At 46.7% G+C, this 15,038-nt stretch carries 12 protein-coding genes and 1 other RNA gene; 6 read left to right on the forward strand and 7 right to left on the reverse strand.

The window, feature by feature from the left end:
- Positions 1 to 71: 71 nt before the first annotated feature.
- Both MO387_RS10390 and MO387_RS10395 read right to left on the reverse strand, forming a co-directional pair.
- On the reverse strand, positions 72 to 1,298 hold the full coding sequence (locus MO387_RS10390; RefSeq protein WP_242326249.1) for a porin: 1,227 nt from the start codon (positions 1,296 to 1,298) through the stop codon (positions 72 to 74).
- A 223-nt stretch (positions 1,299 to 1,521) separates the two neighbouring features.
- Positions 1,522 to 3,951, reverse strand: a complete 2,430-nt coding sequence (locus tag MO387_RS10395) for a DNA polymerase II (protein ID WP_242326252.1) — start codon at positions 3,949 to 3,951, stop codon at positions 1,522 to 1,524.
- Between the two features lie 120 nt (positions 3,952 to 4,071).
- On the opposite strand from MO387_RS10395, the gene dinG reads away from it, so the two are divergent.
- From dinG to MO387_RS10425, 6 genes are read left to right on the forward strand one after another with little or no spacing between them, the layout of a single operon-like run.
- Positions 4,072 to 6,144 carry an ATP-dependent DNA helicase DinG gene (gene dinG, locus MO387_RS10400; RefSeq protein ID WP_242326254.1) on the forward strand — a complete coding sequence of 691 codons (2,073 nt, stop codon included), beginning with the start codon at positions 4,072 to 4,074 and terminating at the stop codon, positions 6,142 to 6,144.
- Between the two features lie 9 nt (positions 6,145 to 6,153).
- On the forward strand, positions 6,154 to 6,927 hold the full coding sequence (locus MO387_RS10405) for a TSUP family transporter (protein ID WP_006081148.1): 774 nt from the start codon (positions 6,154 to 6,156) through the stop codon (positions 6,925 to 6,927).
- On the forward strand, positions 6,924 to 7,586 hold the full coding sequence (locus MO387_RS10410) for a primosomal replication protein (RefSeq protein WP_006081147.1): 663 nt from the start codon (positions 6,924 to 6,926) through the stop codon (positions 7,584 to 7,586). The genes MO387_RS10405 and MO387_RS10410 overlap by 4 nt, the downstream gene beginning before the upstream one ends.
- A gap of 10 nt (positions 7,587 to 7,596) precedes the next feature.
- On the forward strand, positions 7,597 to 8,286 hold the full coding sequence (locus MO387_RS10415) for a DUF2057 domain-containing protein (RefSeq protein WP_242326256.1): 690 nt from the start codon (positions 7,597 to 7,599) through the stop codon (positions 8,284 to 8,286).
- 29 nt (positions 8,287 to 8,315) lie between these two features.
- Positions 8,316 to 9,224, forward strand: coding sequence for a histone deacetylase (locus tag MO387_RS10420; protein ID WP_242326258.1), 909 nt, complete (start codon positions 8,316 to 8,318; stop codon positions 9,222 to 9,224).
- Between the two features lie 33 nt (positions 9,225 to 9,257).
- On the forward strand, positions 9,258 to 9,548 hold the full coding sequence (locus MO387_RS10425) for a late competence development ComFB family protein (protein ID WP_006081144.1): 291 nt from the start codon (positions 9,258 to 9,260) through the stop codon (positions 9,546 to 9,548).
- 219 nt (positions 9,549 to 9,767) lie between these two features.
- On the opposite strand, the gene ffs is transcribed toward MO387_RS10425, so the two are convergent.
- From ffs to MO387_RS10450, 5 genes are all read right to left on the reverse strand, one after another.
- Positions 9,768 to 9,865, reverse strand: an RNA gene (gene ffs / locus MO387_RS10430) — signal recognition particle sRNA small type.
- Positions 9,866 to 10,159: 294 nt separating this feature from the next.
- Positions 10,160 to 10,528 carry a ComEA family DNA-binding protein gene (locus MO387_RS10435; RefSeq protein WP_006085377.1) on the reverse strand — a complete coding sequence of 123 codons (369 nt, stop codon included), beginning with the start codon at positions 10,526 to 10,528 and terminating at the stop codon, positions 10,160 to 10,162.
- 227 nt (positions 10,529 to 10,755) lie between these two features.
- Positions 10,756 to 11,949: a methionine gamma-lyase gene (gene megL / locus MO387_RS10440; protein WP_242326260.1), complete on the reverse strand. Its 1,194-nt coding sequence runs from the start codon at positions 11,947 to 11,949 to the stop codon at positions 10,756 to 10,758.
- 331 nt (positions 11,950 to 12,280) lie between these two features.
- Positions 12,281 to 13,501 carry a TIGR01620 family protein gene (locus MO387_RS10445; protein ID WP_242326261.1) on the reverse strand — a complete coding sequence of 407 codons (1,221 nt, stop codon included), beginning with the start codon at positions 13,499 to 13,501 and terminating at the stop codon, positions 12,281 to 12,283.
- Positions 13,498 to 14,958 (reverse strand): YcjX family protein, encoded by a 1,461-nt coding sequence (locus tag MO387_RS10450; protein WP_242326262.1) that lies wholly within the window; start codon positions 14,956 to 14,958, stop codon positions 13,498 to 13,500. The genes MO387_RS10445 and MO387_RS10450 overlap by 4 nt, the downstream gene beginning before the upstream one ends.
- Positions 14,959 to 15,038 lie beyond the last annotated feature (80 nt).

The following is a 15,038-nucleotide window of genomic DNA, read 5'->3' on the forward strand; positions in this document are numbered from 1 at the left end:
AAAAGCCAGTCATTGCTGACTGGCTTTTTGGGTAATATCTGAAAAGGTTCTTACTTCAAAGAACCTGAAACTTAGAGCGTGTAACGGATACCGATTGCAACGCCGTCAGATTCAGAAAGTGCCATTCTGGCTTCATGTTCCCCAGAAAAATCACTGTAATCTTTACGTGCTTCTACGTACAGAACTGTGTTTGGATCCCACACAAAGTGCAAACCGACAACGACAAACTGACGCTTAAACTCATCTGTAGGTTTGGCATTGAAGTTTGGCTGGATAACATAATCTTTACCGGCATCAAGCACGTTGTAAGAAATGAATGGACGTAGGCCATTGTCAAACTTGTAAGAAACTAAACTTTCAATACCATAGGCATCTTTGATCAAACGACCAATGTTGTCAGTATCATGGTTTTCTTGTCTGTTAACGTTTGCAGCAGCATATAAGCCATTATTATCGAAGTTACCCCAAGTGATACCTGCACCGTAGATAAGATCAACCGCTGTGGTTTGTTCGCCGTTACCATAGCTCACTTCAAATTCACCACGGTTAACGCCGGCAGTCAACGTCAACATGTCAGTAGCTTTATATGTTAGTGCAGCGCCGTATGTATAGTTAAACTCGACTTGCTGAGCATCATCAGCACCATTTCCCCAACGTTCAGCACATTCTTCCTGACTTACTTCTGGCTCATATTTTCCGCCATCTAATTTTCTAAGATCACAAGTATAGAAGCTGCTGTTTTTCAACTGCGCTTGAACTGCGAAGCTAACATCGCCAAAGGCATTGCGATACTGGACCGTTTTATCACCACGACCCACGCCGTTTACCGCGCCGTCATCTTTGTTATAAGTGTAAACACCTGCAGTGTTGCCGTCCCACACAAAACCGTAGTTAGTGTTGTAAACGACATCGTACCAAGCACCCCACTGCTTACCGATAGTGAGTGTTCCATAAGTGTCATGGGATAGACCTGCGTAACCTAAACGGTTATAGAAGAACTCTTCTTGAACAGATTCGAAGCGATTGTTATAGACGATATCGCTGCTACCCACTGGGTTTACGCCCCACTCTAATTTAGCAAAGGCTTTCCAACCGTCAGTCAACTCACGATTAAAACCAAAATTAATGCGAGATGCGCCGTTAACAACCTCAGTTTCCCCTTGAGTGTTGATCACGCGTGCATCAATAAAACCACCGATTTCTACGGCATTTTTATTATCTTTATAGATCTCGATAGCCGAGACTGATGGTACTAAAAAAATTGCTGCAAGCGCAGTTGCTACTAACGTCTTGTTCATTTGGTGCTTAACCTTTTTTTGTTTATGTTCTGCCAACGTCATTCCGTTGTTATATTTCCTTACAATTTCCGCTTAAAGGGTAGCAAATTTTCAATATCCCCTCAAAGCGAAACCTAAAGAATATGTCGATTAACATCACAAAAACAAACCAGTTAACCTCTACAAAACAGGTTAAAACGCTACATTCGCCACCTATCGCAACACATAAGGAACATTAAAAACACTAAATTAACAGCAACTGCTTTGACGCAATATCCATGTAGTTTAGTTTCATTATCGAAAATACCGGTTCTGCAATAGGGCCAATTTGCTTATCAATGTAGTATTGGTAATCAATTGGTGACGTTCTGTACAGTAAGGGTTCCGGTCCATTTACAGTAATCAGGTAGTCAATTTGCGCCCCACGCTTGCCAAAAGAGGCATCACCTGTTAGGCCGCATAGTTGCTGGGCGACTTTAACATGTGGTGAAGATTTAGCCGTGTAATCTTCAATATTGCGCCGCATGCGTTTACGAAATACCAAATCATTATCCAACTGACCATCAAGCAGTTTTTCAAACACGCTGGCTAAATAAATACTGATATCCCTTTGGTTAAACATTCGCTCATAGAGTGACTCTTGGACTTTGCGCGCTAAGGGGCTCCAATCACTACGCACTTGTTCCATACCTTTAAAGGTGAGCTCAAGTTCATCGCTCGCATTGCGCCACGCGCCAACATAACGTTTTTTACTGCCTTCTAATGAGCCTCTTAAGGTTGGCATAAAGAACTGCTCGTAATGCCGCTCAAACTGTAACTCGAGAAAACTCTCAACTTGGTGATCAGCACAGATCTTAGCCTGCCACTTAGCATTGATATCCTGCGCCAGAGTGTTACCTAAGGCGTTAATGTCTGATAGATCAGGCTCGCTGCCAAGCCACACAAAGGTCGAATCCGTATCGCCGTAAATCACTTGATAGCCCATCTCTTCTATCCATGCGCGGGTTTGTTTCATGATTTGATGGCCGCGCATCGTGATCGAACTTGCCAACTTGGCATCATGGAACACGCAGCCTTGAGAGCCTAAAACCCCATACAGCGAGTTCATAATAATTTTTATCGCTTGGGATAACGGTGCATTGTGCTCACGCTTGGCCTTTTCGCGCTGCTCAGATAAGGTTTGAATTAGCTTAGGTAAAATAGGCTGTTGCCGACTGAAACGGCCACCGAGAAACCCCGCAACACATTCAGACTCGGGCAACTGCAAGCCTTCAATCAATCCCTTAGGATCGATCAAAAAGGTTCGAATAATGGAGGGATACAGACTTTTAAAGTCGAACACTAAGATATGTTTATAAAGACCCGGCACAGAATCCATCACGTAACCACCAGGACTTTCAATGCCCTGACTCACAGGCTCTGCTGGAGCGACATAACCCGCGCGATGTAAATGTGGTAAATACAAATGATTAAACGCCGCCACCGAAGCCCCTACCCGTCCCAGTTCTAAACCTGTCAGTTCGGCACGCGCGAGGGCAAAATCCCACAATTGAGTGTGAGTAAAAATATCCCACACTAGGCGGCTATCGGTAAGATTGTAATGCGCTAAGGCTTGTTTATCGGTCTTAAACAGCTGGTCAATTTCTTCAACGCGATTATCGACGTTATGAATGGCCTTGCCTTCACCTAATAGTTGCCGCGACACAAATTCCAACGAGAAACGCTCAAAGTGGTAAAAAGCGGCTTTAAGCCAATCGATACCATCGAGTACCACACGGCCCGGTAAGACTAAGGTTTCTGGGCGAAACTTATTGTCAACTTTCCAATCAAGCTTGGCGCCGCCGCGGCCAATGGTGAGCGGAATACGGTGTAATAATGCACGGCGTGACAACAGCGCGAGATCGAAACTCACCACTGACCAACCGATAATAAAGTCAGGATCAAACTCATGGAACCACGCAATTAATCGATGGATCAGCGCCGCTTCATCGGCCACCCATTCAATATATTCGGGGGCGTTTGATTCAGCTTCGCCCACCATAATCACTTTTTCATAAGTCTGCTTGAGGCTGCCTTGCCCCACGTCTCGGCCACTGTCTTGACCATATAGCGCCACCGAATAGAGTAAGCCCTCAAAGCTGCATTCAAAATCCAGTGAGATACAGCGTAAATTCACCGCCGTTAAAGGGGCAATACTCTTAGCCCGCTCGGCGATAAACACGGGCAGCGAGTTAGCCTCAAGACTGTCGCTAGTCGGCGCAGAGAAATGCCCTAAAAATGCCACATCCAGCGCCACAAACCGCTCGATTAAATAACGCTGTTCAGGGCGAATATCCGCTTCAAATAAAGGGATATCGGCATCTTTTGCGATGCGCTGTAAGGTACGTAAGCTGTTGCTGGATTTTGCATAAACTCCACTGACGGAGCCGCCTTTAAAGCTTTTGAGCGCTAACGGCACAAACCGTAATGCTTGACCCGGCGTTTGTAACTGTAAAGCCGCCACATCCGTTTGATGACAAAAACAAATGTGTTCAGTGCCTTGCACTTCCACCAGCACAGGGCCTTGGGCGGTCGCCAGATAATACTGCAACACTAAACTCCCATGACGATGAATCGCATGGCGTGTTAAGACTCGACCTTGTACACTAACGGCCGCTGTTGCCTCAGGCTTCATCGCATTGGTTCCCAAATCGTATAGCTACTCAATTTAAATGCCACCAAATGGCAGAAAAGTTTCTTAGGCTATGCAATCACTGTTATTATGTACAGCATTAATTCGATAAAGTAGTGACGCATGTTACCTGACAATGTAAAAACCCAGATCCGCGCCATCTATAAGGATATCGCTACCGCCTTGCCTCATTTTAGGCCGCGCCGCGAACAAAACTATATGGTGGCGGAAATCTCTAAGACCCTCGCCGGCGACTATGACAAAGATAGGCGCATTATTGTGGTCGAAGCAGGGACTGGTATTGGTAAATCATTGTCTTATATTCTCGGTACCATTCCACTGGCATTAGCGAGCAAGAAAAAAGTCTGTATCGCCACCGCGACCGTTGCCTTACAAGAACAATTACTACATAAAGACTTGCCCTTCTTCCTTGAGCAATCCGGTTTAAATTTCCGCTTTGGCCTAGTCAAAGGTCGACAACGCTATGTGTGTCTATCGAAACTGGCGATGCTCATCGGTGACGACAACAGTACACAAATGGCCATGTGGCAAACTAAGCCTGACAATAGCCAAGTGGCTATGATGCATGGCCTGTTAAAAGACTATAACGAAGGTCGCTGGAACGGCGAAATCGATACCTTAGCCGTGCCGCTGCCCGATCACCTGTGGCAACAAATCGCCTGCGACAAACACAGCTGTCATCGCCAAGTCGCCAGCCACAGAAATTGCCCGTTCCATAAGGCCCGTGAAGATGTCGATACCTGGGACGTGCTCATCGCCAACCACAGCTTGTTATTTGCCGATTTAGAATTAGGTGGCGGCGTGATTTTGCCCGATCCCGAAGACGTGTTTTATGTTATCGACGAGGCACATCACTTACCCATTGTGGCGCGGGATTTCTCCAGCGCACAGGCCACGCTGAGGGGCGCCTGCGACTGGCTCGAAAAAATTGGCAAAACCTGCGCTAAGTTACAAAACCAAATAAAGAGCAACAACATCATTGCCCCTGCGCAGGCGATGCAGGATCACTTAGGCGATCTTATCGCCCAGCTCAATCAAGTGGCCCACTACTGCGATACCCAGACTAAGCACTTTGCTAATCCTGAAAACCGTCTGCGTTTTGAGCACGGCAAACTGCCGGACTCATTACTTATTCTGGCCGAAAACCTTGCTGTGACCTCTAATCTTGCCCTCAAGCAGTTTAATAAAATGCTATCACTGCTGGCCGAAGCGATTAAAGATGGCGACATTCCTAAACATCAATCCGAAGCACTATTGGCCGAAACTGGTTTTATGCTGCAAAGACTCGAGAATCTGCAAAAATTGTGGAAGATGATGGCCAAGGAAGATAAACATAAAGGTGCCCCTATGGCGCGCTGGGTCGAGCTCATCACAGGTAAGCAAGCGGATTATCTGTTTAGCGCCTCGCCCATTGAAGTCGGTTTTATGCTGGAATCCATGCTGTGGCAAAAGGCCGCAGGCGTAGTCTTATGTAGCGCCACGCTGCGCGCACTCAATAACTTTGACCATTTTGTGCATCAAGTTGGGTTGTCACTCAATGATGGCAGCCGTTATTTAGCCTTACAATCGCCCTTCGATTATCCCAATAACGCGACACTTTATTTACCTAAAATGCGCACTGAGCCGACGGATGATGCCTATACGGCAGAACTTGCCGAGCAAATCATTACTCTGATTGAAGGAGAAATGGCCACCTTAGTGTTATTCGCCTCCTACTGGCAGATGGAAAAAGTGGTTGAATTACTTGAAGGTAAACTCACCACAGAGCTGCTTATTCAAGGCAATGCGCCACGGCAACAGTTACTCGAACATCATAAAGCTAAGTGCGATAAAGGCGAACCGAGCATATTATTCGGCACCGGCAGTTTCTCTGAAGGTCTCGACTTACCCGGCGATTATCTGACGAACTTGATCGTCACTAAACTGCCCTTTGCGGTGCCAACCTCGCCCGTTGAACAAGCCCATGCGGAATATGTCAAAGTCAAAGGCGGCAATCCCTTCTTGCAACTGACTATCCCAGATGCTTCACGTAAGCTTATTCAAAGTTGTGGTAGATTACTGCGTAAAGAGCAAGATTATGGCCGAGTCACCATTTTAGATAGGCGGTTAGTTACTAAACGCTATGGCAAGTCCTTGCTGGACGCCTTACCGCCCTTTAGACGTGTCATAGAGTAGGATTAAAATTTGGAATTGTTACTCGAGCCCAGTCATTGGGCCCTGTTGGCAGTTATAGGTCTTATCGCTGGGTTCATCGATGCTGTTGTTGGCGGCGGTGGCCTATTGTCGATCCCCGCACTGTTAACCTTAGGCATTGCACCGCACACCGTATTAGGTACCAATAAGTTAGCCGCCAGTTTTGGCTCTTCAATGGCGGCTTGGACCTATTATCGCCAGCACCTTTTTAAACCCTCGTTTTGGTACATGGCCTTTATTGCCACCTTTATTGGCGCCGTATTGGGCAGTTTCTTAGTCTATTTAGTCGATACCCAATGGCTCGAAAAAGTCCTGCCACTGCTGATCATTGGCATCGCCATTTACAGTTTAGTCAGCCCCAATGCGATATCGGACGTTAACTGCCAAGCCCCAACCAGCAAACCACCCGCCAAGCAACAATGGCTACAGGGACTTGCTTTAGGCACTTATGATGGTTTTGCCGGCCCTGGCATTGGCGCGTTTTGGACTGTCACATCCGGCTCTTTGTATAAACTACCTTTACTGCACAGTTGCGGCCTCGCCCGTGCGATGACCTTCACCAGCAACTTGACCGCATTGACTATCTTTGGCTGGCTTGGGCAGGTAGAGTGGCAAATAGGTTTGTGGATGGGATTATGCATGATGTTAGGCTCATTTATCGGCGCCCGCTGTGCGATTAAATTTGGCATGCCCTTTATTCGTCCACTGTTTATTTTGATCGTGCTAATGATTGCAGCAAATTTGGCATGGAGCGCATGGTTGTGAACACCCAACAATTATTGGTGATGCTGAAAAATCAGCTCAAAGCCCTAGAGCAAGAAGTACTGCAGCACGATAATCGACTCGCGCCGCCGCAACGTAAACTTCTGCAAGAAACGGAGCGCTTTAATCATTCGCTGTTTGTCCAACACGGCGCCCAACTCGGCCCCTGTATTGAACAAATTCGTAGCAGCATTATACAGCTCGAAAAACAAATTAAGCTCAAACTCGCACCCCAGACGATTGCCCTGAGCTGTGAGCGCATCCAAGACAGATTCACCGCCGTCAAACGGGCCTTGCTGACGACCTCTATCGACATTAAGTCCAAGACTCAGCAACGTGCCAGTAGCCGCGCCCGTTTTGCTCAGCGTCAGAATCAGTCTCACCAAGCCAGTGGTTTCGATTGGATCGCCAATAACGTGATGCAAAATAGTCACGAGATCTATGAAGAATTGAACAAACATCTGAATTGGGCGAAAAAATTTGAACAAAAAATTGAAGAAATGGAATCAAAACTTGAAAACTGTCATAGTGCTGACAAAATAAAATTGCAAAATGACATCCTTTTGATGCATCGTCGTCTAGGAAAATGCAGGCAAGCTATTAGTTATATAGAAGATCGCATTCAAATATTCGAACGTCCGTATCAGAGTAATAATCGTTAAGGAGTAACAATTGAAATCACTTTTGCCAATCAGCAGCCTGCTAGTATTACTCGGTTCTGCTTCAGCCTTCGCCGCAGATCTCAACATTCCGATGTCATTTGAGTACCTTGCACTCGATGGTAAAAAAGTCGAGTCTAGCGTGTTCAATCATAAAAGCAGCTTAGAATTGACACCTGGCACTCATAAAATCGCCATTCGTTACCATGAGATGGTAGAAGACGATTTTAGCGATAGCCAAACCTTTGTTAAATCAGCCCCTTTCATCGTGACCTTAGACGTTGATGGCGACTATCAATATTACCTCCAAGCCGCCGAAGGCAAAGTCGTTAAAAAGCCAAAAGTTTACGCGCAAAACCCACAAATCAAATTGACCCGTGGCGACAAAGGCGACGTCAATTTCCAAGTGGTAAATACCAATTTAGAAGAAGAAAGCTTTGTCTCTCGCCTTTTCAGTGGTAATCAAGCCGTTGACGTTTCGGGAACTGCCGCAGCAGCAACCGGTGCAGCAGACGCAGTGGTTGCCGTTGCACCAGCACCCGTGGCAACATCGGCTACCGTTAGCGCGACGTCACTCACAGCTCCCGTAGACACTTCTAAAGCAACAGCTGCTAATCCACAACAAATGTTGCAATACTGGTGGTTACAAGCGGATGAGAAAACACGTAAAGAATTTATGAGCTGGGCAATTTCACAGCTATAACGACTTACGATAACGAGGTTTAGTCAATATTGACTCTGATCCCACTGGTTTATCACGCCAGCTATTCCAAGCTGGCGCTTCCTCCTCACCACAGATTCCCCACGACCAAGTACGCGCATCTACGGCAGTACTTACTCGATAATCAGCTTGCCACACCAGCCCAGTTCTGCACGCCAACGGCGATGACAGCGCAGGATGTAATGCAAGTGCATCAACGCGAGTACGTAGAGCAGTTTATCGCGGGCACTTTGCCAACAGCGGCGCTCAGGCGGATTGGTTTTCCGTGGAGTGAAGCCTTAGTCGAGCGCACCTTGCATTCTGTGGCTGGCACCACACTCACGGCTTCGTTGGCCATAAATCAGGGTATTGGCCTGCACCTAACGGGTGGCTATCATCACGCCCATTACGATTTTGGCAGTGGCTATTGTATTTTCAACGACCTTATCCTCGCGGCCAAAAATACCATAGCGAGCCAGCAAGTACACAAGGTACTGATTTTTGATTGCGATGTGCATCAAGGTGACGGTAGTGCAACACTCAGCCAGCGACATCAAGGGATAATCAGTTGCTCGATTCACTGCAAAGAGAACTTCCCGAGTCGGAAGCAGCATTCCCACCATGATATTGAGCTAACCAAAGGCAGCGATGACAATCTGTATCTCGAAACCGTGGAGCAAACACTCGCCCTACTCATCCGCATCCATCAGCCAGATCTCATTCTTTATGATGCTGGGGTCGATATCCATCAAAATGATGATCTCGGCTTGCTCAATATCAGCCAAGAAGGGCTGTTCAGACGGGATTTAACTGTGTTATCAATGGCAAAATCGGAAAATATTCCAATTGCTGCCGTGATAGGCGGCGGCTACAGCAGAGACGCACTACAATTAAGCCAAAGACACAGCCAACTTTTTATTGCGGCAAACCATTTGTGGTAGCAAACTCAATGAAAACCGTCATGGAGCATAACGATGCAACTCGAAATCCGTAATTACTACGAAGTTCTTTTAATGGAAATATTGTCAGATGAAGGACTTATGGACGAGCTTCCTGAGGACTATCTCGCCGACTTATGTTGTGTGACCTTAAATCAACTGCCAGTGCGCTACATACGCCACCTCGTCGATACCTACTTCTTTGAAGACTATAACGAGCTGCAAGCATTAAAGCGTGAGATCCAAACCGCACTCGAAAAGTCCCGCGCCTTCCTTAAACAAAATCTGCAAAAAAGATTGCAGGAAGAAGCCGAAGCCAATCGTTAATCTCGCTAAGGTCTGACTTTTTAGGGTATTTTAGCCGTTACAGTGGCAGGAAAGAGGCAAACAATGGATTATCCCATTGCGTATAAAGTATTCACGCTATAAATGATTAACGGCAGAAAACAGAAATAGTCAGTTAGCCAGTATATTGAATAAAATAAATTGAGTAGATAGAGAGAAGTAAAACGAGAATAAAACAGAGATATTGCAGAATTGGAGGTTCCCCTAGAGCCGACACCCCGGCACACGAGTCGCTTGCTGCGGTTGCTCCCTTCCGGGCCTGGCCGAGTTCACAAGTTATCATTGCGGGGGGACCCTAGGGTCACCATAACTTCGAGCATTGCTTTGAAAGATATAAACCAAAGCGCTTGCTTGAACGCCGAGGATTATCCCCCATGCCTCCTATGGGATCAAGCGCTAATCGACAAGATCTCTTAATATCCCGCCTAACTGCACAATCTATAAGCAAGTGCAGTGATTGAAATGATAAAAGCCTGCAAATGCAGACTTTTATAGACATTTCCCTGAGTTTCACTGTGTCAAACTTGGTATAAAGAAAATCCAACAAGAGTAAAACTCAATACATAATGACGCTCAATCATCGCCTGAGATAATTACAACTTAATCAAATGACGATTCTGCTCAATCAACTTAGCCCCAACACCCGAGACATTGGCTAAATCATCAATTGCATTGAACTTACCATTTTTGGTGCGATAATCGACAATCGCTTGCGCCTTAGCGGCACCAATCCCTTTTAGCACTTGTAACTGCTCGGCGGAAGCCGTATTGATGTTGACTTGAGCAGCATCTGGCATAGCTTTCTTCGCATCCGATGCCATATCGCTCGCCTCAGTTTTAGCCTGAGTCTGCATTTTAGCGGCGGCTTTAGTCGGGGTGTCTGCGGCGATTGCTGGCGTTGTTAAAAAAGCCGTTAATGCCATGGCGCTCATAATCGCAGGTATACATTTGGTGATGTTCATAACTCTTCCTCTATTCCATGAATTGCGGCCTCTCTTCCTACTTCCGTGGCCTCAAATCAAAAATAGTCCAAGCTGTTATGAAATACCAAATCGGCGCCACAAATATTCACCCTAGCTAAACTTCACCTCTTAACCCGATGAACCTAAACTTAGCCATAGAAAAAGGGATGCTAAATCGCATCCCTTTTATCATTCAAATAGTTGGTGGTTTAAATTAGTGACACTCGTTAAGCCAAACGCGCTAACGCTTGACTCAAGTCAGCGATGATGTCGTCACAATCTTCTAAGCCAATAGAAATTCGCAGCAGATTATCACCAATGCCAGCCGCCGCTCTCGCCTCTGGCGTATAGGGAGAGTGCGTCATCGACGCTGGATGTTGAATGAGGGATTCTGCATCGCCTAGGCTCACCGCAATAGAGAACAAGCTTAAATGCCCCACAAAGGCCATAGCCTCCTCTAAATTTGCCGCCAGTTCAAACGCGATCACCCCACCAGCACGTTTCATCTGCTGACCAATGAATTTATGCCCTTGATGAGAGGCAAGTCCGGGATAATACACGCGGTTAATACTGGGATGTTCGGCTAAAAATTCGGCCACGCGCTGGGCACTATCGCAATGGCGCTGTAAACGTACATCTAAGGTTTTAAGGCCGCGCAAGATCAGCCAAGCATCGTGTGGTGATATCACAGCGCCAATATCTTTTAAGATTTCATACTTCACTTTATGGAGCTGCTCTTCACTGCCACACACTATCCCCGCAATCACATCACCATGACCATTCAGATATTTAGTCGCACTGTGGATCACCAAATCAATACCAAAATCCAGCGGCCTCTGCAGTAATGGGGTCATAAAAGTATTATCAACAATACTGACCAACTGGTGACGTTTGGCAATAGTCGCAATTGCTGCCAAATCAAACACCTGTAAATGGGGATTCACTGGGGTTTCACAGAAAATGACCTTAGTATTGGATTTAATTGCCGCTTCTATTTCTGCTACCGATGAAAAGTCTACTAGGGACACTTCAATACCAAAGCGAACGAACTGAGTCGTCATTAGCGCATAAGTACAGCCGTATACGGCATTGGATGCCACTAAGTGATCGCCCATCTGCAAGTTAGCCAGTAATGCGGCGGATACTGCGCCCATACCAGATGCGGTTGCAGCGGCGGCTTCTGCCCCTTCTAAAATCGCCATTTTACGTTCAAGCTCGGCGGTTGTCGGATTCCCTAAGCGCGTGTAAATATACCCCGGCTCATTACCCGCAAATCGCTCACCACCTTGCTGTGCGGACTCAAACACAAAAGTCGCACTTTGATATAGCGGCGTCACTAAGGCGCCAAAGGCCTCACGCTCATGGCCTCCATGAATAACCTGTGTTGCCGCTTTCCACATCTTGCCTGACTCATCTTGCATACCTAGCTCCTTGTAATTGGCATTGAACTGATCCCTTCTTGATTGATTGTTCGTTTGGGATGCTCAATGCCTGCGTTATGGACTATTCAATGGATAACATTAGCCCTATCGAATAAGCCCTACCATAACGCGGCCAAGCACTTAAGCCAGTAGTGTGGCGAAAATAGCAGCGCGCAAAGTGTAATTAACTTGTTACATAGCACTTTTCAGCCGCACTTGGCCATACTCGGTACCTGCAAAAAATCATAAAAAATGCGCTAAGGAACAAGTCCATTAGCGCATCTACTTTCGGCCGATTTAAATCGATTAATTGTTTGATATTAAATAATATCTACTCTTTAGTCTTCTCTTTAGCTGCCCGAGGTACTTTGTCATCAACATCGGCGAACTGGCCTTTTAATGCGTCGCGGCCTTCCTTGGTAAACAGCTTCCCTGAAAACTGCTTCAGTTCGATCAACAATTCCTGATGCACTTTAGACAATTTAGGCCTTTGCTCTTCCCTAAACACAATCGGCCGACACAGCGCCATGGCTTGATATCCAAGGCGCGCAGTTAACATACCGCCACCTAAGCCTTGGGCCAAGCGAGCAGATAATTTACCTGTCATTTCAACCGATAACAGCTGTGTTCCTAAATCGGTAACTAACTCACTGGTGCCCGCATAAATAATATTAATGATGATACTGCGGATAAGTTTAATCCGGCTCCAATAACCCAGCTCTATGCCATAACAGCGGGCGACATCACGCAGCATACGTTGATTACGCCAAAGGATGATTGCCATATCGAGCACAGCTAACGGACTGGCCGCCAGTAACACTGCCGACTCAGCCGCATAGCGTCGCACGACTTTTTTGGCCAGTTCATCTCGCTCCGTCAGCACTAAGTCCTCGAATAACAAAACTTTCTCGGCATCATTATGTTCATCTTTTAATGAGCGACGCAGTTGCTGCAAACCTTGGCTGTCGCCATAGTGGCACACTATGTTATCGATAAAACTGTCTGCCTCACCCATTTGCATGCTCTGCGCAAGCCTAGCACCTGTTTCTTGGGTATCGGCAACCTGTTTGAGTCGCTTCAGTTTGCGGTACTCACTAAACGCCCCCGCCAATGCCCACGCACTAACGACCCCAAGCACCACGCCATAAAAACTAAACAACCAAGGGCTCTCAAGCCAAGCATCCCTCAGTCCTAATCCCGTTTGAACTACCACGAGCAGCAATAAACTCGTTGCCGCCAGACGAGCGAGCCAAGACCAACGGCGTGATTTTACAAGTTGAGGCGATACCGATTTAGCATCGATCATTTTAGGATGGGATGACAGCGTTTCATCCATCAATTCCTCAATATCGGCAGCCACTTCTTGCACTGGTGTATGCGGATCAAAAGCTTTCGCCCCTTTGAGCTCCTCTTTGCTGGGTTTGAGCTCAACAACTTGTGAGTCAAACAGCTGCTGCTTTTTCAGCGGCTTATGTTCAACTGAGTGTGCAAATGAGTTCGCAGAAGAATTAGAAGCCTGCTCATTAGCGTTATCCGATAGCTTTAGCGTCATTCCAACTTATCTCCCAGTAAGTACTGCAACAAATGATCGAGACGAATATGGTCAAAGTGCACTTGAGATGGGTCAACATTGACATTGCTCGGCGGTGCAAAGCCGATAAAGTTAAACCCTTGGTCACGCCAAAAATCAGGCTCAGGTAAGCGAGTGGGCACTTCGCCTGGAAACAAGGTCAGGGCTTTGCCATTGAGTCCCGTCCCCTGCACGACTTCAACCTCACCCTCCTGGGTCGTTACCATGCCATGGCGAGTCGCCTTGATGGCGCTAATCGCCATCGTCTCCACTTTACAACCTTCGAAACTGGCAAAATGCTGGCTGTGTTTCAACATATCGGTCAGCAGGGACAAAACATGGCTCTGCTGATCGCGCGTCACATGGTCAACCTTGCTCGCAGCAAACAATAAACGGTCGATGCGGGGAGAAAATAAACGCCGTAAATAACTCGATTGGCCAAACTGAAAACTTTCCATAATGGCATTGAGCGCCGCGCCCATATCCTCAAATTGCTTTTTACCACGATTCAACGCACTAAAGCAGTCAACGAGCACAAGTTGCCGATCAAAACCGGCAAAGTGATTTTTATAGAAAGGCTTAACCACTTTAGCCACATATTCTTTATAGCGTTTTTCCAGTGCATGGAATCCACTGTGTTTATCGCTTTGCGAAAGCGCTGCGAACTTTTCATCATTAACCAATAACAGGGGGAAAAAAGCCAATAAGGGAGTGCCCTGCCATTCACCCGGCAATAACATACGTCCAGGCTGCGCTTGGTAATAACCTTGCACGTGCACTAAATCATTGAGTAATAACTGATATTGATCGGCAATCCGCTTTAATTGCTGCTCATCGGCGCTAGCGGCTAAATCTAATGACATCAAAGATTGTTCAAACTCAGCATACAAGGGTGAGCTTTTAAGATTCTCGATGCGAACTTGTTGAGCACGGCACCAAGTAACGAAGTCTTGGCGCAGCATAGGTAAATCGAGTAGCCATTCGCCGGGGTAATCGACTATGTCCAAATACAGTGTGGCGGTATCAGAAAACTTGGCCAATAAGCCCTTTTGCGGTCGGTATTTAATCGCCAGTCGTAATTCAGAAATAGTGCGAGTGGAGGCTGGCCATGTAGCAGGATCAGAAGTGAGCGCTAACATGGCGCCTTGATAATCAAAACTGGCGATTTCCAGATCCGGCTGCATGGCACGCTTAACCCCGAGCAAACGCTGATCGCGGCTCACCTGCCACAATGGCAAAGCGCTGTTGTTGCGGGCGTGGGGTAAGGTTGAGACTGGTCCAGAATTAAGTAACTGATTGACTAAACCTGTGATAAACGCGGTTTTTCCCGCACCAGAAAGCCCAGTCACAGCCAAACGTAAATGCCGGTCCGCGGTGCGATGTAACAGGGATTGTCCCTTTTGGGTTAATTTATGGAGCGAGGCATCAAGCATTCCCATAGAGACTTCCCTTATGTCGAATGATGTTAACTTATGTCAAGTGATGTTGACTATACACTGGAGTGAAACAGAGATTAAGC

The organism is Shewanella sp. N2AIL (assembly GCF_022690845.1).
Lineage (GTDB): Bacteria > Pseudomonadota > Gammaproteobacteria > Enterobacterales > Shewanellaceae > Shewanella > Shewanella baltica.

Coding starts and splice junctions, on each gene's coding strand:
- MO387_RS10390 (WP_242326249.1), bottom strand. CDS start 1,298: ATGAACAAGACGTTAGTAGCAACTGCGCTTGCAGCAATTTTTTTAGTA.
- MO387_RS10395 (WP_242326252.1), bottom strand. CDS start 3,951: ATGAAGCCTGAGGCAACAGCGGCCGTTAGTGTACAAGGTCGAGTCTTA.
- dinG (WP_242326254.1), top strand. CDS start 4,072: ATGTTACCTGACAATGTAAAAACCCAGATCCGCGCCATCTATAAGGAT.
- MO387_RS10425 (WP_006081144.1), top strand. CDS start 9,258: ATGCAACTCGAAATCCGTAATTACTACGAAGTTCTTTTAATGGAAATA.
- MO387_RS10435 (WP_006085377.1), bottom strand. CDS start 10,528: ATGAACATCACCAAATGTATACCTGCGATTATGAGCGCCATGGCATTA.
- megL (WP_242326260.1), bottom strand. CDS start 11,949: ATGCAAGATGAGTCAGGCAAGATGTGGAAAGCGGCAACACAGGTTATT.
- MO387_RS10445 (WP_242326261.1), bottom strand. CDS start 13,501: ATGACGCTAAAGCTATCGGATAACGCTAATGAGCAGGCTTCTAATTCT.
- MO387_RS10450 (WP_242326262.1), bottom strand. CDS start 14,958: ATGGGAATGCTTGATGCCTCGCTCCATAAATTAACCCAAAAGGGACAA.